Source organism: Methylobacterium sp. Leaf469 (genome assembly GCF_001424745.1).
In the GTDB taxonomy this organism is placed as follows: Bacteria; Pseudomonadota; Alphaproteobacteria; order Rhizobiales; family Beijerinckiaceae; genus Methylobacterium.
In genome coordinates, this window is record NZ_LMRE01000023.1 from 41,578 (window position 1) to 62,253 (window position 20,676).

The 20,676-nt window shown below is 67.7% G+C and carries 17 protein-coding genes; 12 read left to right on the plus strand and 5 right to left on the minus strand.

The genetic code is table 11. The features are described from left to right. Window positions 1–235: 235 nt before the first annotated feature. The 6 genes from ASG60_RS11380 (at window position 236) to lpxD (ending at window position 8,445) form a co-directional block, all read left to right on the plus strand. Entirely contained in the window at window positions 236–1,075 is an 840-nt protein-coding gene (locus tag ASG60_RS11380; protein ID WP_244476645.1) for an isoprenyl transferase, read from the plus strand. After that, window positions 1,075–1,941, plus strand: coding sequence for a phosphatidate cytidylyltransferase (locus ASG60_RS11385; RefSeq protein ID WP_056385656.1), 867 nt, complete (start codon window positions 1,075–1,077; stop codon window positions 1,939–1,941). The genes ASG60_RS11380 and ASG60_RS11385 overlap by 1 nt, the downstream gene beginning before the upstream one ends. A gap of 13 nt (window positions 1,942–1,954) precedes the next feature. Then, complete coding sequence (gene dxr / locus ASG60_RS11390; RefSeq protein ID WP_056385658.1) at window positions 1,955–3,118, plus strand: 1-deoxy-D-xylulose-5-phosphate reductoisomerase; 1,164 nt, start codon at window positions 1,955–1,957, stop codon at window positions 3,116–3,118. Between the two features lie 197 nt (window positions 3,119–3,315). Continuing rightward, a complete protein-coding gene (rseP, locus tag ASG60_RS11395; protein ID WP_056262789.1) occupies window positions 3,316–4,476 on the plus strand; it encodes an RIP metalloprotease RseP in 1,161 nt (386 codons plus the stop codon). Between the two features lie 301 nt (window positions 4,477–4,777). After that, entirely contained in the window at window positions 4,778–7,336 is a 2,559-nt protein-coding gene (gene bamA, locus ASG60_RS11400) for an outer membrane protein assembly factor BamA (RefSeq protein ID WP_056173144.1), read from the plus strand. Between the two features lie 44 nt (window positions 7,337–7,380). Further along, the gene (gene lpxD / locus ASG60_RS11405; RefSeq protein WP_056385660.1) at window positions 7,381–8,445 is read left to right on the plus strand and encodes a UDP-3-O-(3-hydroxymyristoyl)glucosamine N-acyltransferase; all 1,065 of its coding nucleotides are present in this window, start codon (window positions 7,381–7,383) and stop codon (window positions 8,443–8,445) included. Between the two features lie 3 nt (window positions 8,446–8,448). Here lpxD and ASG60_RS11410 read toward each other — a convergent pair whose 3' ends face one another. Next, a complete protein-coding gene (locus ASG60_RS11410) occupies window positions 8,449–9,366 on the minus strand; it encodes a Crp/Fnr family transcriptional regulator (protein ID WP_082531748.1) in 918 nt (305 codons plus the stop codon). 300 nt (window positions 9,367–9,666) lie between these two features. Between ASG60_RS11410 and fabZ the strand changes: the two genes are divergently transcribed. The 5 genes from fabZ (at window position 9,667) to ASG60_RS11435 (ending at window position 13,521) form a co-directional block, all read left to right on the plus strand. Next, window positions 9,667–10,131 (plus strand): 3-hydroxyacyl-ACP dehydratase FabZ, encoded by a 465-nt coding sequence (gene fabZ, locus ASG60_RS11415; RefSeq protein ID WP_056174090.1) that lies wholly within the window; start codon window positions 9,667–9,669, stop codon window positions 10,129–10,131. Continuing rightward, window positions 10,128–10,940 carry an acyl-ACP--UDP-N-acetylglucosamine O-acyltransferase gene (lpxA, locus tag ASG60_RS11420; RefSeq protein WP_056173150.1) on the plus strand — a complete coding sequence of 271 codons (813 nt, stop codon included), beginning with the start codon at window positions 10,128–10,130 and terminating at the stop codon, window positions 10,938–10,940. The genes fabZ and lpxA overlap by 4 nt, the downstream gene beginning before the upstream one ends. Further along, on the plus strand, window positions 10,937–11,788 hold the full coding sequence (lpxI, locus tag ASG60_RS11425; RefSeq protein WP_056262795.1) for a UDP-2,3-diacylglucosamine diphosphatase LpxI: 852 nt from the start codon (window positions 10,937–10,939) through the stop codon (window positions 11,786–11,788). Before lpxA ends, lpxI begins: the two co-directional genes overlap by 4 nt. Then, window positions 11,785–12,957 (plus strand): lipid-A-disaccharide synthase, encoded by a 1,173-nt coding sequence (lpxB, locus tag ASG60_RS11430; RefSeq protein ID WP_056306072.1) that lies wholly within the window; start codon window positions 11,785–11,787, stop codon window positions 12,955–12,957. Before lpxI ends, lpxB begins: the two co-directional genes overlap by 4 nt. Before the next feature lie 63 nt (window positions 12,958–13,020). After that, window positions 13,021–13,521 carry a hypothetical protein gene (locus ASG60_RS11435; RefSeq protein ID WP_056385663.1) on the plus strand — a complete coding sequence of 167 codons (501 nt, stop codon included), beginning with the start codon at window positions 13,021–13,023 and terminating at the stop codon, window positions 13,519–13,521. On the opposite strand, the gene ASG60_RS11440 is transcribed toward ASG60_RS11435, so the two are convergent. The 3 genes from ASG60_RS11440 to gltX form a co-directional block, all read right to left on the minus strand. Further along, window positions 13,518–14,411 (minus strand): dihydrodipicolinate synthase family protein, encoded by an 894-nt coding sequence (locus tag ASG60_RS11440; protein ID WP_056385665.1) that lies wholly within the window; start codon window positions 14,409–14,411, stop codon window positions 13,518–13,520. The two genes, ASG60_RS11435 and ASG60_RS11440, sit on opposite strands and share 4 nt — an antisense overlap. Window positions 14,412–14,534: 123 nt before the next feature. Further along, window positions 14,535–15,824 carry a citrate synthase gene (gene gltA / locus ASG60_RS11445; RefSeq protein ID WP_056385667.1) on the minus strand — a complete coding sequence of 430 codons (1,290 nt, stop codon included), beginning with the start codon at window positions 15,822–15,824 and terminating at the stop codon, window positions 14,535–14,537. Window positions 15,825–16,064: 240 nt separating this feature from the next. Further along, window positions 16,065–17,489: a glutamate--tRNA ligase gene (gene gltX / locus ASG60_RS11450; protein WP_056385669.1), complete on the minus strand. Its 1,425-nt coding sequence runs from the start codon at window positions 17,487–17,489 to the stop codon at window positions 16,065–16,067. Window positions 17,490–17,650: 161 nt separating this feature from the next. Here gltX and ASG60_RS11455 point away from each other — a divergent pair, with 161 nt between their 5' ends. Next, window positions 17,651–19,918 (plus strand): ComEC/Rec2 family competence protein, encoded by a 2,268-nt coding sequence (locus ASG60_RS11455; RefSeq protein WP_056385671.1) that lies wholly within the window; start codon window positions 17,651–17,653, stop codon window positions 19,916–19,918. On the opposite strand, the gene lexA is transcribed toward ASG60_RS11455, so the two are convergent. Further along, window positions 19,912–20,661 (minus strand): transcriptional repressor LexA, encoded by a 750-nt coding sequence (gene lexA, locus ASG60_RS11460; protein ID WP_056174092.1) that lies wholly within the window; start codon window positions 20,659–20,661, stop codon window positions 19,912–19,914. The two genes, ASG60_RS11455 and lexA, sit on opposite strands and share 7 nt — an antisense overlap. Between the last annotated feature and the right edge of the window lie 15 nt (window positions 20,662–20,676).

Below are 20,676 nucleotides of genomic sequence, written 5' to 3' on the forward strand. Positions count from 1 at the left end.
AGGTGGACACCGGCTTTCGCAACAGCCGATGCGTGACCGAGGATCGGGAGCATCGTCTTGGAGCGGGTATCCGAGACGATTCTCCCCTGCGCTCTGCGACGACTTGGATGTTGAGTTCGTCGTAAGGACGCAGGACGAGGGAAGGTTCTGGGACCGCGGTTCGATTTGATCGATCACGGTTCCAGCGTTCGGCGGATTGCCGTCCGAACGGGACGAAGCACGGGGGAGGGGCGCGTTGGGTCGAACTGAGGGCGCGCGTCACATCGAAGCCGGGATGGTGGGAGGGCAGGGCGCGTCGGCGTTCGAAGTCCGCTCGCCGGCCGTGTCCGGTGCGGCGCCGGTGCTGCCCGCCGGCCTCGCGCTGCCAGCGCCCGCGCACGTCGCCATCATCATGGACGGCAACGGACGCTGGGCGGCACGGCGGGGTTTGCCCCGCGTCGAGGGCCATCGCCGCGGCGTCGAGGCCGTGCGTCGGGCCGTGCGGTCCTCCATCGACCTCGGCGTACGCTACCTGACCATCTACACGTTCTCGTCCGAGAACTGGCGCCGTCCGCCGGCGGAGGTCGCCGACCTCATGGGCTTGCTCAAGTTGTTCGTCCGCCGCGATCTGGCCGAGCTTCATCGCAACGGCGTGCGCGTGCGGATCATCGGCGACCGCGAGGGCCTGAGCGCCGATATCGTCGCCCTTCTGGACGAGGCCGAGGCGATGACCCGGGCCAATCCCGGCCTGACCCTGGTGGTCGCGTTCAACTACGGTGGTCGCCAGGAGATCGTCCGCGCCGTGCGCACCCTCGCCCGAGCCTGCGCCGAGGGCCGTACGAGCCCCGACGACATCGACATCGACGCCATCACGGCGGCCCTCGACACCACCGGCATTCCCGATCCCGATCTGGTGATCCGCACCTCGGGCGAACTGCGTCTGTCGAACTTCCTCACGTGGCAGACGGCCTACGCCGAGTACGTGACCACGCCCGCCCTGTGGCCGGACTTCGACCACGACGCCTTCGTGGCGGCCATCGGCGAGTACCATCGCCGCGACCGGCGCTTCGGCGGTCTCAGCGACAAGACCTGCTGATGGGAAGCCCGAGCGAGGCGGCCCCGGGTGTGCGGCGCAATCCCTTGAGCGGGCGCGAGTTCCAGCTTCGCCTCGTGTCTGGTGTGGTGCTTGCGATCCTCGTGGTCTCGGCCCTGATCCTCGGCGGCGGACCGTTCGCCTTCATCTGGCTGGCCGCCGCCCTCGTCGGCGCCGCGGAGTGGATCGGCATGAGCCGCACCGGCCCGCGCCGGCTGCTCCTGACGATCATCGGCGTGACCCTCGCTGGCCTCTCCCTGTGCCTCCGGGAGGGAGCCACCCCCGTCGTATTCCTCGCCGTCGCCGCGACGGGGACCCTCGGTCTGCTCGTCCTGGCCCAGGACGGTCCGGCGCGGGGCCGCGCGGTGGCGGGCCTTGCCGGCGGCGCCGTGGTCGCCCTCGTTCCGCCGGGTCTGCGCGACGATCCCGGCATCGGCATCCTCGGGCCCGCCTGGATGTTCGCGGTGGTGTGGTCCACCGATGTCGTCGCCTACATCACAGGCCGCACGTTCGGCGGCCCGAAGCTGATGCCGAGTGTCAGCCCGAAGAAGACGTGGTCGGGCGCGCTCGGTGGTCTCGCCGCCGGAACCGCCGCGGGCATCGGCCTCGTCGCCCTGGCGCGGGGCTACGGCTGGAGCCCGCTCGCGGCGACCTCACTTGCCATCGTGGGCGCTGTCAGCGCCGCCGCCTCGATCTTCAGTCAGGCCGGCGATCTGGCCGAATCCGCCCTGAAGCGGCACTGGGGCGTCAAGGATTCCGGCCGCTCCATCCCCGGCCACGGCGGGGTCATGGACCGTCTCGACGGTTTCGCCGCCGTGGCCTTGCTGGCCGGATTGTATCTCCTCGCGCATCGCATGGGCGCGGTCTGAAGGATTGTCTCCGTTGAGTCTCACCGTTTCCATCCTGGGTGCCACCGGCTCCATCGGCCGATCCACCACGGACCTTCTCGGCCAGCATCCCGAGCGCTTCCGCATCGGCGCCCTGGTGGGCGGCCGTGACGCCGTCGCGATCGCGAAGCTCGCGCGCGAAATCGGTGCCGACTTCGTGGCGCTGGCCGACGAATCACAGGGGGCGGCCCTGTGCGATCTCCTCTCCGGCACCGGTATCCCCAACGGCGCTGGCGAAGGCGCGGTGCTGGAGGCCGTGGCACGCGATGCCGACATCGTCGTGGCCGCCGTGAGCGGAGCCGCTGGTCTTCGCCCGACCCACGCCGCGCTCCGCCTGGGTCGCACGGTGGCGCTCGCCAACAAGGAGAGCCTCGTCTGCGCCGGCGACGCCTTCATGCGGGACGCCGTTCGCTACGGAGCCACCCTCCTGCCGGTGGATTCCGAGCACAACGCCCTCGCCCAGGCGCTCGGTGACGGCAAGGTCGCGGATATCGCCACCATGACCATCACGGCCTCCGGCGGGCCGTTCCGCACCTGGACCGCCGAACGCATCGCCGCCGCCTCGCCCGCGGAGGCCGCCGCCCATCCGACCTGGTCCATGGGCATGAAGATCAACATCGATTCGGCGTCCCTGATGAACAAGGGCCTCGAACTCATCGAGGCGCATCACCTCTTCGCCATCGAGGCGGCGCGCCTCGACGTGATCGTCCACCCACAATCCATCGTGCATGGCCTCATCACCTGGCGCGACGGCGCCGTCACGGCGGGGCTCGCCATGCCCGACATGCGGGTGCCCATCGCCCATTGCCTGGGGCTCGGCGAGCGGCTGACCATCGCGCGGGGCCGTTCCCTCGACCTCGCGGCGGTGGGGAGTCTCACCTTCGAGGCCGCCGACGAGATACGGTTCCCGTGCCTTCGGATCGCCAGGGCCGCCCTGCGCGACGGCGGTGCGGCCCCGACGGTGATGAACGCCGCCAATGAGATTGCGGTGGCGGCCTTCATCAGTGGCGCCATCGGTTTCTACGGGATCGCCGATCTGGTCGAGCGCGCTTGTACCCATTTCGCAGGGCTCTACCGGCAGGCACCGTCGGATGTCGACGAAGCCCTGGCCATCGACGCCGAGGTGCGGGCCTGGAGCAGCGAAGCCCTGGCGGCTTGATCCCGCCCGGAGCGCGTCGCGGCGAGCTTCGGGTCAAGCCCTCCCTCTTTACCCAAATCGCAGGAAAACCGGCTTTTCGGCTGGTCTTTGCCCCAGTGCGACGCCAGAACCACGCTGGCGCATTTGCGTTCGCCGGCCCCGGCCCCGATCTGCTACAGGCGGATTGGCTTGCCGGCAGGACGCTTCGAGGATCGACGATGGACTTTCTGAACGCGATGGGCGGGACAGCCGCCGGATTCTTCGGCAACGTGATCCCGTTCCTGATCGTGCTCAGCGTCGTCGTGTTCGTTCACGAGATGGGGCACTTCCTCGTCGGACGCTGGTGCGGCGTCGGCGTCCACGCCTTTTCCCTCGGGTTCGGCCCCGAACTCTTCGGCTTCAACGACCGTCACGGCACACGCTGGAAGCTTTCGGCCGTGCCGCTCGGGGGCTACGTCAAGTTCCACGGCGACGCGAACGGTGCCAGCGTGCCGGACCCCGATGCGGTGGCGCGGATGAGCCCCCAGGAGCGCGCCACCAGCTTTCCGACGCAGCCCCTGGCCAAGCGCGCCGCCATCGTCGCCGCCGGTCCCATCGCCAACTTCCTCCTCGCCATCGTGCTGTTCTCCGGAGCGATCTACTTCGGCGGACGCTACGAGACACCGGCCCGCGTCGAGGCGGTGATGGCAGGGAGCGCGGCCGAGCGCGCCGGCTTCCAGCCCGGCGACATCATCCGGGCCATCGGCGGCACCACCGTCAACAGCTTTACCGACATGCAGCGTTCGGTCACCACCAGCGCCGGTTCCAGCCTCGCCATCACCGTCGAGCGCAACGGCGAGCGGCAGGTGCTCACCGCCGTGCCGGACGGCGTCGAGGAACGTACCCCGTTCGGGCGGCACCGTTTCGGTCGCCTCGGCATCCAGGGTCCGAAGGGCAGCGAGGCCAAGCTCGTCCATTACGGCCCGCTCCAGTCCGTGGGTCAGGGCGTCTACGAGACCTACTTCGTGGTCGACCGGACCATCGATTACATCGGCAAGCTCGTGACTGGGCGTGAATCGGCCGATCAGCTCTCCGGGCCCATCGGCATCGCCCGGGTCTCGGGCGAGGTCGCCAAGGTCAGCGGTGCGGGCGGACTCATCGGCCTCATCGCCCTTCTGTCGGTGTCCATCGGCCTTCTCAACCTGTTTCCGGTGCCCCTGCTCGATGGCGGACACCTTCTGTTTTACGCCTTCGAGGCCGTGCGCGGGCGGCCACTGAGCGAGCGTACGCAGGAAATCGGCTTCCGCATCGGTTTGGCCCTGGTGCTGTTCCTGATGCTGTTCGCGGCCTGGAACGACGTCCTCAATCTCGGTGCCTCCTGGGGGTCGCGCGGCACCTGATCGACGTTCCCCCAGGCAAGCCTCAGACTCGATCAAATCACTGGCCGCGCTGGCGCATCCGCCGCGCGGCCAAGCCGCGTTGTGGCTTCGTTCACCATGTTCGGCGATGGCGTTTCGGCGTTAAGTGACCGGAAGGCCACGTGTCCCCAAAATCCCCTGTGAGCGGGTGACCCCAACGTTTGCTTCGACCGGGAAACCCGCTAGAAGCTGAGCTTGGGACCAGACGACGGGACGACCGGGCAAACCGGCGCCTGTCCGCGGGTGCGAACCCGTACTGATAATAAAAGAGACGGGCGATTACATGATGTCGATGACGGGAAAGCGCCGACGTAAGTCGGCGGAGCGGACCATCGTCCTAGTCGCCACCACGGCCGCAGGGCTTGTTCTCGGCGGCGTGGCGCAGGCCGAGCAGATCGTCGTCCAGGGTAACAAGCGCGTCGATTCCGACACGATCCGGTCCTACGTGACCGGCACCGCCTCCGGTTCGCCCGAGGAAGCCCGCCGCAACCTCCTGGCGAGCGGCATGTTCTCCGACGTTAAGGTGTCGCGCAGCGGCGGCAGCACCGTGGTGAGCGTGCGCGAGAACAACATCATCAACCGGGTGGTGTTCGAGGGAAACAAGAAGGTCGAGAAGGCCACCCTCGAGGGTGAGATCGAAGCCAAGGCGCGTGGTCCCTACAATCAGGGCATCGTCACCGCCGACATGCAGCGCATCCGCGAGATCTACCGTCGCTCGGGCCGCGGCAGCGCCAAGGTCAGCTTCCGCACCGTCGATCTGCCCAACGGCCGCCTGGACGTGATCTATGTCATCGAGGAAGGCGACAAGACCGGCATCAAGGCGATCAACATATCGGGCAACAAGGAATACTCCGAGTCGAAGATCAAGGAGCTGATGTCCTCCTCGGAGATGAACTTCCTGTCGTTCATCAAGACCTCCGATGTCTATGATCCCGACCGGATCACCAACGATCTCGACCTCGTGCGGCGCTTCTACCTCAAGAACGGCTACGCCGATTTCCGCGTCGTCAAGGCCGATGCCCGCTACGTCGAGGCCGAGACCGATGCCGGTTGGGTGATCGACGTGGTGGTCGAGGAAGGCCAGCAGTACAAGGTCGGTGCCGTCGCCATCGATTCGCGCCTTCCCGGCCTCGACACGCAGGGTCTCGATGGCGAAGTTCGCGCCCAGGTCGGCGATGTCTACAACGCCGAGGATGTCGAGCGCACCCTCAGTGGCGTGACGAACCAGGTTGCCCGCCAGGGCTTCCCCTTCGCCCAGGTGCGTCCCACCGGGCAGCGCGATCCGGCCACCGGTACCGTGGCCCTCGGCTTCGTTGTCGAGGACGGTCCGCGCGTATACGTCGAGCGCATCAACATCCGCGGCAACACCCGCACCCGCGACTACGTCATCCGTCGCGAGCTCGATATCACCGAGGGTGATGCCTACAACCGCGTCCTCACGGACCGGGCGGAGCGTCGCCTGAACGGTCTCGGCTTCTTCAAGAAGGTCCGGTTCTCGAACGAGCCGGGCTCGGCCGCCGATCGCGTGGTCATCAACATCGACGTCGAGGATCAGCCCACGGGTTCGTTCTCGGTCGCCGGTGGCTACTCGACCCAGGACGGCATCATCGGTGAAGTCTCGGTCTCCGAGTCGAACTTCCTCGGCCGCGGCCAGTACGTCCGCGTCGCCGGCACCGCCGGCCAGTACGCCCGCGGCGTCGACTTCTCGTTCACCGAGCCGTACTTCCTCGGCTACCGCCTCGCCGCCGGCTTCGACGCGTTCTACAAGTACAGCGACCAGACCCGCTACTCGCGCTACGAGACCACCGTGTACGGTGGCCAGCTCCGCGTCGGCCTGCCGATCACCGAAGAGTTCGGTATCACCCTGCGTTACTCGCTCTACAACACCGAGCTGCGCGTCCCGAACACCATCCGCCGGCCGTACAACGACTGCTCGAACCCGATCCCGGGCTACACGGCGGTCTATCCGAACAACACGTTCACGGCCAATGGCCAGAACGTGTCGGGCCTCGCGGCCTACCCGAACTGTGCCTTCGACGGTGAAGCCTCCATCGCCCTCAAGGGCTCGCAGGGCAACACTCTCACGTCGCTGGCCGGCCTCACTCTGGCCTACTCGACCCTCGACAACATCGGCCTGCCGCGCAACGGCCTCTACGCCGAACTCAAGCCTGACCTCGCGGGCCTCGGTGGTGACTCGAAGTTCTTCCGCGTGACCGGCGACGCCCGGTACTACAAGGAGTTCTACGAGGACGTGGTCGGCTTCGTCCGGCTTCAGGGCGGTCACATCTCGGCGCTCAACGACGAGCCCCTGCGCATCACGGACCAATTCTTCCTCGGCCCGTCGCTGGTTCGTGGTTTCGCGCCCAACGGCATCGGTCCGCGCGACGTCGGCATCGCCGACAGCCGGTCCAACGCCATCGGCGGCAGCACCTATGTGGGCGGCACCGTCGAGGTCCAGTTCCCGATCTGGGGTATTCCCAAGGATCTTGGCCTGAAGGGCGCAGTCTTCGCCGATGCCGGTACCCTGTTCGGCTACAACGGCCGCACGCAGTTCAACGTCAATGGCGACGCCTTCATCAACGGCATCGCACCCGGCGGCGTCTGTAACTTCAATTCGGCCACCATCGGTGTCGAACCGGAGTGCGTGAACGTTCACGACAAGGCGGTCATCCGGTCGTCCATCGGTGCCTCGATCCTGTGGAACTCTCCGCTCGGACCGATCCGCTTCGATTATGCCTACGCCCTCACCAAGGACGAAGGTGTGAAGGTCCCGGGCACCAACTTCCGCATCGGCAAGGATCAGCTTCAGGCGTTCCGGTTCTCCGGCGGCTCGCGCTTCTAACGACAAAGGCGTCGCCCTTTTCCAAGGGCGGCGCGTTTCCGGTCATGGCAGATCCGATCTTCATCACGCCCGACACCACCCTCAGCCTCGGCGCCATCGCCGAGGCCGCCGGCGTTTCTCTCCCCCCCGCGGCGGACGCGCAGGCAATCTTCAACGGTGCCGCGCCCCTTGAGAGCGCCGGCCCGAGCGATATCGCCTACATGGACAATGCCCGCTACGGTGACGCCCTGGCTCAGACGCGGGCCGGAGTGTGCCTCGTCTCGCCGCGTTTCGCCGCCCGTGTGCCGACCGGCACCATTGCACTGATCACCCGTGATCCTTACCGCTCCTATGCGGGCCTCCTGGCCCGGCTCTACCCGGAGGCGATGCGTCCAGCCTCCGTCTTCGGTTCAAAAGGGGTCGCACCCGGTGCCCATGTCCACCCGGAGGCCCGCCTCGAAACGGGTGTCCGTATCGATCCCGGTGCAGTGATCGGTCCGGGCGCCGAGGTCGGCTCAGGAACGGTGATCGGTCCGTGCGCGGTGATCGGCCCGAACGTCCGGGTCGGGCGGGATTGCGCCATCGGCGCGGGTTCGACGCTCACCCATGCCCTGCTCGGCAATCGCGTCATCGTCCACCCCGGCGCCCGCATCGGCCAGGACGGGTTCGGCTTCGCCATGGGGCCGGGCGGCCACCTCAAGGTGCCCCAGATCGGTCGGGTCATCGTTCAGGACGATGTCGAGATCGGTGCCAACACCACCATCGACCGGGGTGCCAGCCGCGATACGGTGATCGGGGAGGGGACCAAGATCGACAACCTCGTCCAGATCGCCCACAACGTGGTCATCGGACGACATTGCGTCATCGTTTCGGGTGTCGGCATTTCCGGTTCGACCACCCTGGAGGATTACGTGGTGCTCGGCGGGCAGGTCGGCGTCGTCGGCCACCTGCGCATCGGCATGGGTGCACAGATCGCCGGGTCGTCCAACGTCAACCGCGACGTACCGCCCGGTTCTCGCTGGGGCGGCACGCCGGCCAAGCCGGTTCGCGCGTGGTTCCGCGAACTCACCACCCTCGCACGACTCGCGGAACGCTCCGGCGGCGACGGGTCGAAGGAGCCGAAGGCCTGACGCTCAGGCCATTTCCCGCAGGCGGAGATAGCCGGCCTCAAAGCCCGCCAACGCTCGGAGCGAGGGCCGGTCGTGGATCGTCAACGCGCGTCCCGTCAGGGTGATCAGGCCCTGACGGCGCAACTCCTGCAGGGTCCGGTTGACGTGGACGCTCGACAGGCCGGCGGTATCGGCGAGATCGTATTGCGTGATCGGCATGTCGCAGCGGTCGTTCTCGACCAGCCCGACGGCCCGAAGGCGAAGCTCGATTTCACAGAACAGGTGCGCGATCCGCTCGAGAGCCGGGCGGGCTCCGATGTTGACGAGCCACTCGCGCAGGGTCGCCTCCTCCACCTTCTCGGCAGCGCGCAAGGCCCCTGCGATGCTTGGGTGATCCTGCACCAACGCCTCGATCGTCGACGACTCGGCGCGCACGATGCGAGCCGAGGTCAACGTCGTCACACCGTGGTCCATCCGGTTCGACGCTGCCGCATCGAGATCGTAGCTGTCCCCGGGGACGAGGTAGGCCGTGATCTGGCGGCGCCCCCCCGTCAGCAGACTGTAGCGGCAGGCGAACCCTTCCATCAGGATCAGGCGTCCGCCCTTCGTTTCGTGCCGGGCGGTCAGGTCGGACCGTGCGGAGAAAGTTTCCGACGAAGCGGTCAGCCGCTCGACGGCATCCCCTTCCTGGCTCCCGAGTGCGACGTGACTCTCGAGTTTGCGCCTGAAACGGTTCACGCCTTGGCGGGTGCCGACGCGAAGCGATCCGCCGTTCTCACCGGTTTGGGCTGTCGAGAAGCCGGTCGCCTGCAGTGCCGAGCCGAAACTCACGTCGGTCGTTTGATGACCCCAGGTGGCTTCCGGCTGTTGCGAAGCGACGGGGCGGCCGGTGCGATCACGTGAACGCCGAACCGGAACAGCGGACGGGTGGTTGACGGACATGAGACCCACATCTTGATGGCGCACGGTCCAGAGATGCCTTCCGCCATCCTATGGTACGATTTCGCACTGAAGCTTTGGCTGGTCAACGTGCGTGAGCTGGGTTCACGGCGGAACACGCGCGACCGGTTGTCCGACAGGGACACGTGACTTCCCCCGCCCGGGGGTTGCATCCGGCGAAGTTTCTGCCGAAAGACTTCACCTCAACCACAAAGACTTCGCCTTTTTTCGAATGGCGGATACGAGAACGAGCGGGGCGAAGCGCCGGAAGCGCCGCCGCGTGTCAGGGAGATGATCCGATCGATGAACGAGATGCCGCGCGAGCTCGGCTCGGCCGATATCCAGAAGGTTCTGGAACTCCTGCCGCACCGCTATCCCTTCCTCATGATCGACCGGATCGTCGAGATCGACGGTGACCGCTCCTGTGTCGGCATCAAGAACGTCACGATCAACGAGCCGCAATTCACCGGGCACTTCCCCGGTCTGCCGGTATTCCCCGGCGTGCTCCTCATTGAGGGAATGGCTCAGACTGCCGGCGCCATCTGCTGCCAGCACATCATGACCGACGATCTGCGCGCCAAGCAGGTGTTCTTCATGACCATCGACAAGTGCAAGTTCCGCAAGCCCGTCGTGCCCGGAGACACCGTGCGCTACCATATGACCAAGCTGAATCAGCGCCGCACCATGTGGTGGTTCCGGGGTGAAGCCCGTGTCGGTGACACCCTGGTGGCGCAGGCCGAGATCGGCGCCATGCTGGTGACGGAATGACCGCTGTGGTGGGCATCCACCCGAGTGCCGTGATCGAGGACGGCGCGATCCTCGGGGCCGATGTCCGCATCGGACCGTTCTGCCATGTCGGCCCGGAGGTCAGGCTCGGCGATGGCTGCGAGCTCGTCAGCCACGTGGTCGTGGCCGGCTCCACCACCATCGGATCGCGCACCCGCCTCTATCCCTTCGCCTCCATCGGCCATCCACCACAGGACCTGAAATTCCGCGGGGAGGCGTCGACGCTCACCATCGGCGCCGATTGCCTTATCCGCGAAGGCGTCACCATGAACCCCGGCACCGCCGGCGGCGGCCTGGAAACCACGGTCGGTGACACCTGTACCTTCCTGGCCAACTCCCATGTCGGGCACGATTGCCGGGTCGGCAACGGGGTCGTGTTCTCCAACAACGTCATGCTCGCCGGCCATTGCACGGTGGGCGATTTCGCCATCCTTGGCGGCGGCGCGGCGGTGATCCAGTTCGCCCGCGTCGGGGCGCACGCCTTCGTCGGCGGTATGTCGGCCCTCGAGAACGACTGCATTCCCTTCGGCATGGCACTGGGCAACCGAGCCTATCTGTCGGGTCTCAACATCATCGGGCTGCAGCGCCGGGGCTTCGCCCGCGAGGATATCCATGCGTTGCGCCGCGCCTATCGCCTCTTGTTCGCCCCCGAGGGAACGCTGATGGAGCGAGTGGAGGACGTGGCGGCGGAGTTCGATACCCATCGGGGCGTCGCCGAGATCGTCGCGTTCATCCGAGCCGGCGGCAAGCGTTCGATCTGCACCCCGCGCGAGACGCCGGGCGCGCCTTGAGAGCCCTGCCGGCTCCCCTCGTCCTTGTCGCCGGAGCAGGACGTCTGCCCGAGCTCGTGGCCGAATCCCTGGACCGGGCCGGGCGTCCGTTCCGCATTCTCGCGATCCGGGGCTTCGCAGAGCGTGGCATGCGGGCTCGGGCGGAGGCCACCGTCGATCTCCTCGACATCGCCGGGGTGCTGGCCATCCTCAAGGCCTGGGGGCCGGTGAGCGTGGTGCCGGCCGGCGGCGTCTCGCGGCCGAACCCGGCCGCCATCCTCAACGCCGCCGCGGCCTTGCGCAATCGGGACGCCCTCAAGGCCATCGCCGGTGGCGGCGACGACCGGCTCTTGCGCGGGGCCCTGGCGCTGCTCGAAGAGAACGGCCACGGCGTCGTCGGCGTCCATGAGGTGGCCCCCGATCTCCTGAGCCCCGAGGGCGTCATGGGACGGCACGTGCCCGATGCCGCCGCCCGTGAATCCATCGATACGGGGCGCGCTCTCCTGGGCGCCCTGGCGCCCTACGACGTCGGGCAGGCCGCCGTGGTGGTGGCCCAGCGCGCGGTCGCCGTCGAGGGTCCCGAGGGCACCGACCGGATGCTCGCCCGCGCGCGAGCGCTCGGCCGTAAGCCGTTCGGTCTGGGAGCGAGCCAGCCCGGCACCGTTCTCGTCAAGGTGGCAAAGGTCGGGCAGGACCTGCGCGTCGATCTACCGGCCATCGGCCCGCGTACCATCGCGGCGGCGGCGGCGGCGGGCTGCGCCGGCCTCGCGATCCAGGCCGGGTTCACCCTCATCATCGACCGGCCCGCGACCATCGCAGCCGCCGATCGCGCAGGCCTGTTCCTCGTCGGTCTGGGGATCGACGCATGAGCGACAAGACCGCGCCAAGGAAGATTTGGCTCGTCGCGGGCGAGGATTCGGGCGACCAGCTCGGCGCCAAGCTCATGCGCGGCTTGCGCGACCTGTCGGACCGACCGATCCGGTTCGGCGGCGTCGGCGGCGAGGCGATGACGGAGCAAGGCTTCACTTCGCTGTTTCCCATCGATGACGTGGCGGTGATGGGCTACCTGCCCGTGGCCGCACGGCTGCGAACCCTGCTGCGCCGCATCCGCCAGACCGTGCGCGACGTGGTGGACGCCCGCCCCGATATCCTCGTCATCATCGACAGTCCGGGCTTCACCCATGCGGTCGCGTCACGCGTGCGCAAGCGGATGCCGGACCTGCCCATCGTCGATTACGTGTCGCCCAGCGTATGGGCGTGGCGGCCCTGGCGCGCGGCGAAGATGCGGCCGTTCATCGATCATGTCCTCGCCCTGCTGCCGTTCGAGCCGGAAGCCCATCGCCGCCTCGGCGGTCCGGCCTGCACCTATGTTGGTCACCCCCTGATCGAGCGTCTGGAGGAGCTACGGCCCGACGCCCGGGAGGCGCAGGCGCGCGCGGCGACGCCACCGACCCTGGTGATCCTGCCGGGGTCACGCCGCTCGGAGATCGAGCGGCTGATGCCTGTGTTCGGCGCGACCCTGGGGCAGCTCAGGAAGCGCTTCGGTGAGATCGAGGCGGTGCTGCCTGCCGTCACCCGCCACCGCGCCCTCATCGAACGCCTGGCGCGAGCGTGGGACGCCCCGGTGCGCCTCGTGTACGGCGAGGCCGCCAAGCATGAGGCCTTCAGGCGTGCCCGCGCGGCGCTCGCGGCCTCCGGCACCGTGACTCTCGAACTTGCCTTGGCCGGCGTGCCGATGGTGGTCGCCTACAAGGTCTCGCGTATCGAGGAGGCCGTGGCCCGGCGCCTGATCCAAGTGCCCACCATCGTGCTGCCGAACCTGATTCTGGCGCAGAACGCCATGCCGGAGTTCATCCAGGCCGATTGCACGGCTCAGCGCCTCGTCGAGGCCTTGGCGCCTCTTCTGGCCGGCGGGCCGGCACGCGACGCGCAGATCGAGGCCCTGTCGCGGATCGACGGCCTGATGCGGCTGCCCGGTGGCGAGGAACCGAGCCGGCGTGCGGCCCGAATCGTGCTGGGCGCGACGCGGGTGACCTGATCGACGGGGTGTACGGCGTACGATAGGTTTGCACGGACCCAATCGTACGGCGGGCTCGGTACGGTGCGACGCACGCTCAAATTCCTCCACACCATGGGGGCCATCGGCGTCATGGGGGCGATGGCCTGCCTCGTCGTGATGCTGAGCTTCACGCCCCCGTCCTCGTCCCTCGCCGGCTATGCGCTGATGCGCGGAGCCATGGGCGCCGTGGCGTCCTGGATCTTCCTCCCTTCTCTCGCTCTGACGCTGCTGGCCGGACTGCTCGCCCTCGCACAACGCGCCTTCCACAATGCGGGTTGGGCCTGGGTGAAGCTCGCCACAGGTGTGCTGATGTTCGAAGGTGGCCTCGTCTACGTTCAGGGACCGATGCAGCAGGAGGCGGACCTCAGCGCCGGCGCCCTGATCGGCAAGGCCGATCTCGCCATGCTGGGCCAATCCCTCGGCGCCGAGGCGAACACCCTCTGGGTTCTCCTCGCGGTCGCGACGGCCAACGTGGTTCTTGGTATCTGGCGCCCGCGTCTCATCCGCTTGTCGGCGCGATCGGATCCGGGGCGAGGACCTTAGCGAAGATCCAAACCACGTAAGGTCTGCACGACGCGGTCCCGTACGCGATCCGGAAGGGGTAGGATCGGGCGTGGCGGGTCGGTGTGGCAGACCCCGAGGGCATCGGCATAGGCATAGATCACGCGCAGGCTCGAGAACTCCTTGAACAGGCTCCAGAGCGGCTGCAATCGTACGTCCAACTCCCGTGCCGCTATATGGTCTCCCGTCCGGATGGCCCTCACGATCGCCATGGCGGTCTGCGGAAACAATCCGCCCATGACGCTGTACCAGGTGTCGGCCCCAGCCAGCAGAGCGTCGACGGTGTTCCAGTCGCCGCTGTAGCCGAGGGAGAAACCGGCCGGGACGGCCTCGCGCAAGCCTTGCAGATGTGCGGTGATCTCCGGCGGTGCGCAGGCCGGACTTTTGACGGCGATCACGCCGGGTTCACGGCTGAGGCGTCCGACGAGCGCGGCCGTGAAGGCGAAATGGGTGGTGCCGGGATTGTCGTAGATGCAGAGCGGCAGGCCGCTCTCTCGGGCGACGGTCACGAAATGCGCGAACACCTCGTCTTCGGTCAGGGGCGTATAGGAAATGGCGGCCAGCAGCCCGGCCGCGGCCCCCATGGCTCGGGCATCCTGGGCCAGCGCCACGGCCTCGTCCGTCCGCAGGGCGCCGACGCCGACGAGGATCGGAACATCGGTGCCGACTGCATCCAGGGCCGCTTCAACGGCGCGACGCCGCTCCTGCCGGCTAAGATACGGGTACGAGCCGGTGCTGCCGAGAAGGCCGATGGAATCGACCCCGGCATCGCGCAAGGGCGTAACCAGCCGACGCAACGCCCCGACATCGACACATCCGCTCGGATCCGCCGGTGTGATCGGAAAGGCCGACAGCCCATTCGGAAGGATCATGGGTGCCTCCGGGCGGCGAAGGCCGCATGCCTCCGCCCACGTAGCGGGTACGGCCGGGCGGGATAAACCCTACCCGGCTGCACTGTCCCTGGCTCGCCCTCTACCGGATGAGCCGCCCCGCCTTCAGGCGCGCTGATCGAGGGGCACGTATTCGCGCTTGTCCGGGCCGATATAGAGCTGACGCGGCCGGCCGATCTTCTGAGACGGGTCCTCGATCATCTCGGCCCACTGGGCGATCCAGCCCGTGGTGCGGGCGAGCGCAAACAGCACGGTGAACATCGAAGTCGGGAAGCCCATCGCCTTGAGGGTGATGCCCGAGTAGAAATCGATGTTCGGGTAGAGCTTCTTCTCAATGAAGTAGTCGTCTTCGAGAGCGATCTTCTCGAGCTGGACGGCGACCTCCAGCAGCGGATCGTCCTTGATCCCGAGTTGGCCGAGCACCTCGTGGGTGGTCTTCTGCATGATTCGCGCACGCGGATCGTAGTTCTTGTACACCCGGTGACCGAAGCCCATGAGCCGGAACGGGTCGTTCTTGTCCTTGGCCTTGGCGACGTACTTGGCCACGTTCTCAGGGTGCCCGATCTCCTCGAGCATCTTCAGGGCCGCCTCGTTGGCGCCGCCATGGGCCGGTCCCCACAGGCAGGCGATGCCGGCGGCGACGCAGGCGAACGGGTTGGCCCCCGACGAGCCGGCGAGACGCACGGTGGAGGTCGAAGCGTTCTGCTCGTGATCGGCGTGGAGGATGAAGATCCGGTCGAGCGCCCGGGCGAAGATCGGATTGACCTTGAATTCCTCGCACGGCACCGCGAAACACATCCGCAGGAAGTTCGACGTATAGTCGAGGTCGTTCTTGGGATAGACGAACGGCTGGCCGATGGAATACTTGTAGGCCATCGCAGCGAGTGTCGGCATCTTGGCGATCATGCGCAAGCTCGCGATCATGCGCTGCTTGTCGTCCGAGATGTCCGTCGAGTCGTGATAGAACGCCGACAGGGCGCCGACGCAGGCGACCATGATCGCCATCGGGTGTGCGTCGCGGCGGAACCCCTGGAAGAATCGGTTCATCTGGTCATGCACCATGGTGTGGCGCGTGACCCGGTAATCGAAGTCGGCCTTCTGGGCCGGCGTCGGCAACTCGCCGAACAGCATGAGATAGCAGGTCTCGAGGAAATCGCCGTTCTCGGCGATCTGGTCGATGGGGTAGCCGCGATAGAGCAGCACGCCGGCATCGCCGTCGATGTAGGTGATCTTGGATTCACACGACGCGGTCGAGGTGAAACCCGGGTCGAACGTGAATTTGCCGGTCTTGGCGTAGAGCTGGCCGATATCGATGACGTCGGGGCCGATGGTACCGGTCTTGATCGGCAACTCGACCTGCGCGTCGCCCACGGTGATGGTGCTGGTGGCGCTCATGGAGACGTGGACCCTTTCGTGGCAGCGGGGCGGCGCCGGCCCGTGTGGCGATGGTTCACCAACCCGGTTCCGGGGCGCAAGGGCAACGCATGCTGCACTTGCTCACACGAGCATCGGGTTAGCGGATCGGTCGACCGCCTTCAACCGAGCGTCCGCGTCACGAACGCCACGAAGCGAAATCCAGGCCGGTTTGTCATTCGGCCCTGGCGTTCCGCATCGATGCCAGCGAAACCCGCCGCGTCAGGCGGTGGCCTGATCACGCAAGCGACTGAGGCACTCTTCGCGCCCGAGCACGGCCATGACGTCGAAGACCGGCGGCGAGGTCGCCCGCCCGGTCAGCGCCGCCCGCAGGGGCTGCGCGATCTGCCCGAGCTTCACGGCCGCCGATTCGGCGAAAGCGCGCACGGTGCCTTCCGTTGCGGCAGCGCTCCATTCCGGAAGCGCTTCCAGGGCGGGCAGGATCGCGGAGAGGCGGGTCCGCGCCTCCGGGCCGAGGAGGGAGGCGGCCTTGTCGTCGAGGGCCAGGGGGCGGGCCGCCGTGAGGTAGTAGGCGCTGTCGAGGAGGTCTACGAGGGTCTTCGCCCGCTCCTTCAGGCCGGGCATCGCCGCAATCAGCTTCTCGCGGAGTTCGGGTGCCATGGGCGAGGCGATGCCGCGCGACGGGCCCAGGGCCGGCAGCACGCCGTCGAGGGCTGCGACGAGATCCGCGTCGTCGGCGCCTCGGATGTAGAGCCCGTTGAGATTCTCCAGCTTGGCGAAATCGAAACGCGCGGGCGAGCGCCCGATGGACTTGAGATCGAAGGCCGCGATCATCTCGTCGGTGGAGAACACTTCCTGGTCGCCGTGGCTCCAGCCAAGGCGCACGAGGTAGTTGCGCAAAGCCGCCGGCAGGTAGCCGAGATCGCGATAGGCGTCGACGCCCAGCGCCCCGTGGCGCTTCGACAGCTTGGCCCCGTCGGCCCCATGGATGAGCGGGATGTGCGCCATGGCCGGTGCGTCCCAGCCGAGGGCATCCGAAATCTGGCGCTGGCGCGCCGCATTGGTCAGATGGTCGTCGCCGCGGATAACCTGGGTGACGCCCATGTCGTGGTCGTCCACCACCACGGCGAGCATGTAGGTCGGGTTGCCGTCGGAGCGCAGGAGCACGAGGTCGTCGAGGTCTCGGTTCTGCCAGACGACGCGTCCCTGCACGCCGTCCTCGACCACGGTCTCGCCTTCGAGCGGCGCGCGCAGGCGGATCACCGGCTTCGCCCCGGCGGGCGCCTCGGACGGGTCGCGGTCGCGCCAGCGGCCATCGTAGCGAAGGGGCCGGCCCTCGGCCCGCGCCGCCTCGCGCATGGCCGTGAGTTCGTCCGGCGTCGCGTAGCAGCGATAGGCGTGCCCCGACGCGAGCAAAGTCTCCGCCGCCTCCCGGTGCCGGTCGGCCCGGGCGTACTGGTAGATGACATCGCCGTCCCAATCGAGGCCGAGCCAGCGCATCCCGTCGAGGATCGCGTCGATCGCCACCTGGGTCGAGCGTTCGCGATCCGTATCCTCGATGCGCAGCAGCATCCGGCCGCCGAAGCGACGGGCATAGAGCCAGTTGAACAGGGCGGTGCGCGCGCCGCCGATGTGAAGATAGCCCGTTGGGGAGGGCGCGAAGCGCGTGACGACGGTGGACGACATCGATCTTGGCTTAGACTCTGTAGGGAAGCAGGCGGACGGCGGATCGACCGGCCCGGGGATGGGCATGTAGCATGCGCGAAGGCAGGCGTTAAGAAATCGTCACCCCCACCCCTCGGAATGGTGAAGGGTCGCACGCGGGTCACGCCCGGAGGTGTCGTGGGATGGGGCAGGGAGGCGCACGGACCGCCGGACGGATGTGGGTGCGCGCCGCCGCCCGCGTTCCCGCGCCGTCCCTGTGGCTCGGCACGCTTCACGAGGGTGTCGCCGCTGGATTCTCCCGGGAGGTCGAACAGCGCCGACTCTTTCCCTGGCTCGCGGTGGCGTTCGGCCTCGGGGTGCTGCTTTGCTTCACTGCGACCTCCGGGCCGCCATCCCTGGGGGCACCGCTCGCCGTTGCGGCGATCCTCATCGCTCTGACACCCGTCTTCGCGGCCAGACCCATGGTCCTGGCCGTTCTCGTCGGGCTCGTCGCCGCATTCCTTGGTTTTACGGCCGCCACGTTCCGCCTCGCGCAGGTGGCGAGCCCGGTGCTGGCCAGAACCACCATCGCGCCCCTCGTCGGGCTCATCGAAGCCCTCGACGAGCGAGAGGAGGGCGCACGACTCATCGTTCGTGTCGAGAGCTTCGGCACCCTCGCGACAGAGCAGCGGCCCCGTCGGGTGCGGGTGTCGTTCAAGAAGGCACCGCCGCTGAAACCCGGTGATCGCATCGCCGCGACGGCGCGCCTGCTTCCGCCTCCCGAAGCGGCGCGGCCGGGCGGCTACGATTTTGCCCGCGATGCCTATTTTCGCGGGATCGGGGCGGTGGGCTCCCTCATCGGCACGATCCAAGTGCGGCCGCCCCCGGAGGATTTGCCACGGTCCTTGCGGCTCGCCGCTGCAGTCGACGACGCCCGCAACGCCCTGACGCGCCGCATCACCGACGCCAATGGCGGGCAGGCCGGCGCCGTCGCGGCCGCCCTGGTGACGGGCAAACGCGGCCTCATCAACGCGGAGACCAATGATGTCCTGCGCGCGGCGGGAATTTATCACGTCGTGTCCATCTCAGGTCTTCACATGGTGCTGGCGGCCGGGGTGGTGTTTTGGCTCGTGCGCGCGCTTCTCGCGCTGGCGCCGGCGCTGGCCCTGCGCTGGCCGATCAAGAAGATCGCCGCCGCCTGCGCCATGGCGGGTGTGACGGCCTATTGCGTGTTCTCCGGCTGGGATATCGCCGCCGAACGGGCGCTGATCATGACCCTGGTGATGCTCGGTGCGATCCTGGTGGACCGACCGGCCCTGAGCATGCGCAATCTGGCGCTGGCGGCCCTTATCGCCCTGGCGCGTGAGCCGGATGGGCTCCTCGGCCCGAGTTTTCAAATGTCTTTCGGGGCGGTGGCGGGCCTCATCGCCTGCGCTCCGCTCATCGGCGCCGTGAGCTTGCGCGGGCAAAGCGCCGGTCCCCTCGGACGCGTTGCGATCTGGATCGCCACGGCGATCATGGGCACACTTGCGACGACCCTGGTCGCACAGTTCGCGACGGCACCGTTCGCGACCTACCACTTCCAGACGGTCCAGCCCTTCGGCCTCGTCGGAAATGCCTTGACCCTCCCCCTGGTATCGCTCGCCGTGATGCCGGCGGCGGTACTCGGCATCCTGGCCTACCCCTTCGCCCTCGATCAGCCGGTCTGGTGGCTCATGGGTCTCGCCGTGCGGGGGATGCTGACGATCTCCACCTGGATCGCCGGGTTCGATCGCGCCACCTACGTGATCCCGGCCTTCGGACCCGGCGCCCTCGCGGCGATGGCCCTTGGCCTCGTCACGCTCACCCTACCGGTGTCGCGGCTGCGCTGGCTCGGCCTCCTGCCGATGGCCGTCGGCGTAGCCCTGGCCGCGAGCGCGACGCGGCCGGATCTCTATATCGACCGCGAGGGAGCTGGAATCGCCATTCGCGCCCAGGACGGACGCCTCGCAACCCTGGGGAAACCGCCAGCCTTCGTCCTGGAGCAATGGCTGAAGGCCGATGGCGATGGACGCCGGGCCGGCACCGTCACCGCCCTCTCGACCGCTCGGTGCGATCGGCTCGGCTGCACGGCGCATTTGCCGGACGGAAGAGTGCTTGCACTCGTCACCGACAAACGCGCTCTCCACGAGGATTGCATCCGTGCCGACGTTCTAATCACCCGTCGCGATGCACCGCCGGCCTGCGCCGCCAAACTCGTGCTCGACCGTCCATTCCTGGCTGCCCACGGTGCCGCGACGATCCGCTTCCCGCCAAAGGCCGATCCGATCATCACCACGGCACGACGCGCCGGCGAGAGTGTACCCTGGCGCCCGGTGCGGGAAACGGTACCGACGCGGACCCCGACGCCGGCTGTCCCGACCGCGCCGACAGCGCCAGATACAGACGAACCCGAACCTCCCTCCGAAGGCTCGGGCGAGACTCTTCAGTAGCGACGGACCAGACTGACGAGGCGTCCCTGGATCTGAACCCGATCGGGCCCGAGCACCCGTGTCTCGTAGGCGGGGTTCGCCGCTTCTAGAGCGATGGACGATCCACGCCGGCGCAGGCGCTTGAGGGTCGCTTCCTCGTCGTCGATGAGAGCCACGATGATGTCGCCGGTGTTGGCGGTGTCCTGCTTGCGGATCACCACCAGATCACCGTCGAGGATCCCGGCATCGACCATGGAATCGCCGCGCACCTCCAGGGCGTAATGCTCGCCACCCGAGAGAAAGTCCGGGGACAGGGTGACCGAGTGGCTCTGCTCCTGGATCGCCGAGATCGGCGTACCGGCCGCGATCCGGCCCATGACCGGGATGGTGATGGCACGACCGTCGCCATCCGTCGCTCGCGTCGTCGGCAGGCGTGCAACCGGCATGCGCTCGACGGTGCCCTTGCCCTTGCCCCCCTCGACGACGCTCGGCGTGAAACGACGCGACTCCGTCGGTGCCGCAGCGCCCGCGCCCGACTGCCCGCCGAGACTCTCGGGCATCCTGATCACTTCGATGGCGCGGGCGCGATTGGGGAGGCGCCTGAGGAAACCACGCTCTTCCAGCGCCGTGATCAGCCGATGGATGCCCGACTTCGACTTCAGGTCGAGGGCATCCTTCATCTCATCGAACGACGGCGGTACGCCCCCCTCGTTCATCTTCTGTTGAATGAACTGGAGCAGATCCAGCTGCTTACGAGTCAACATGAACGGCACCCGTCC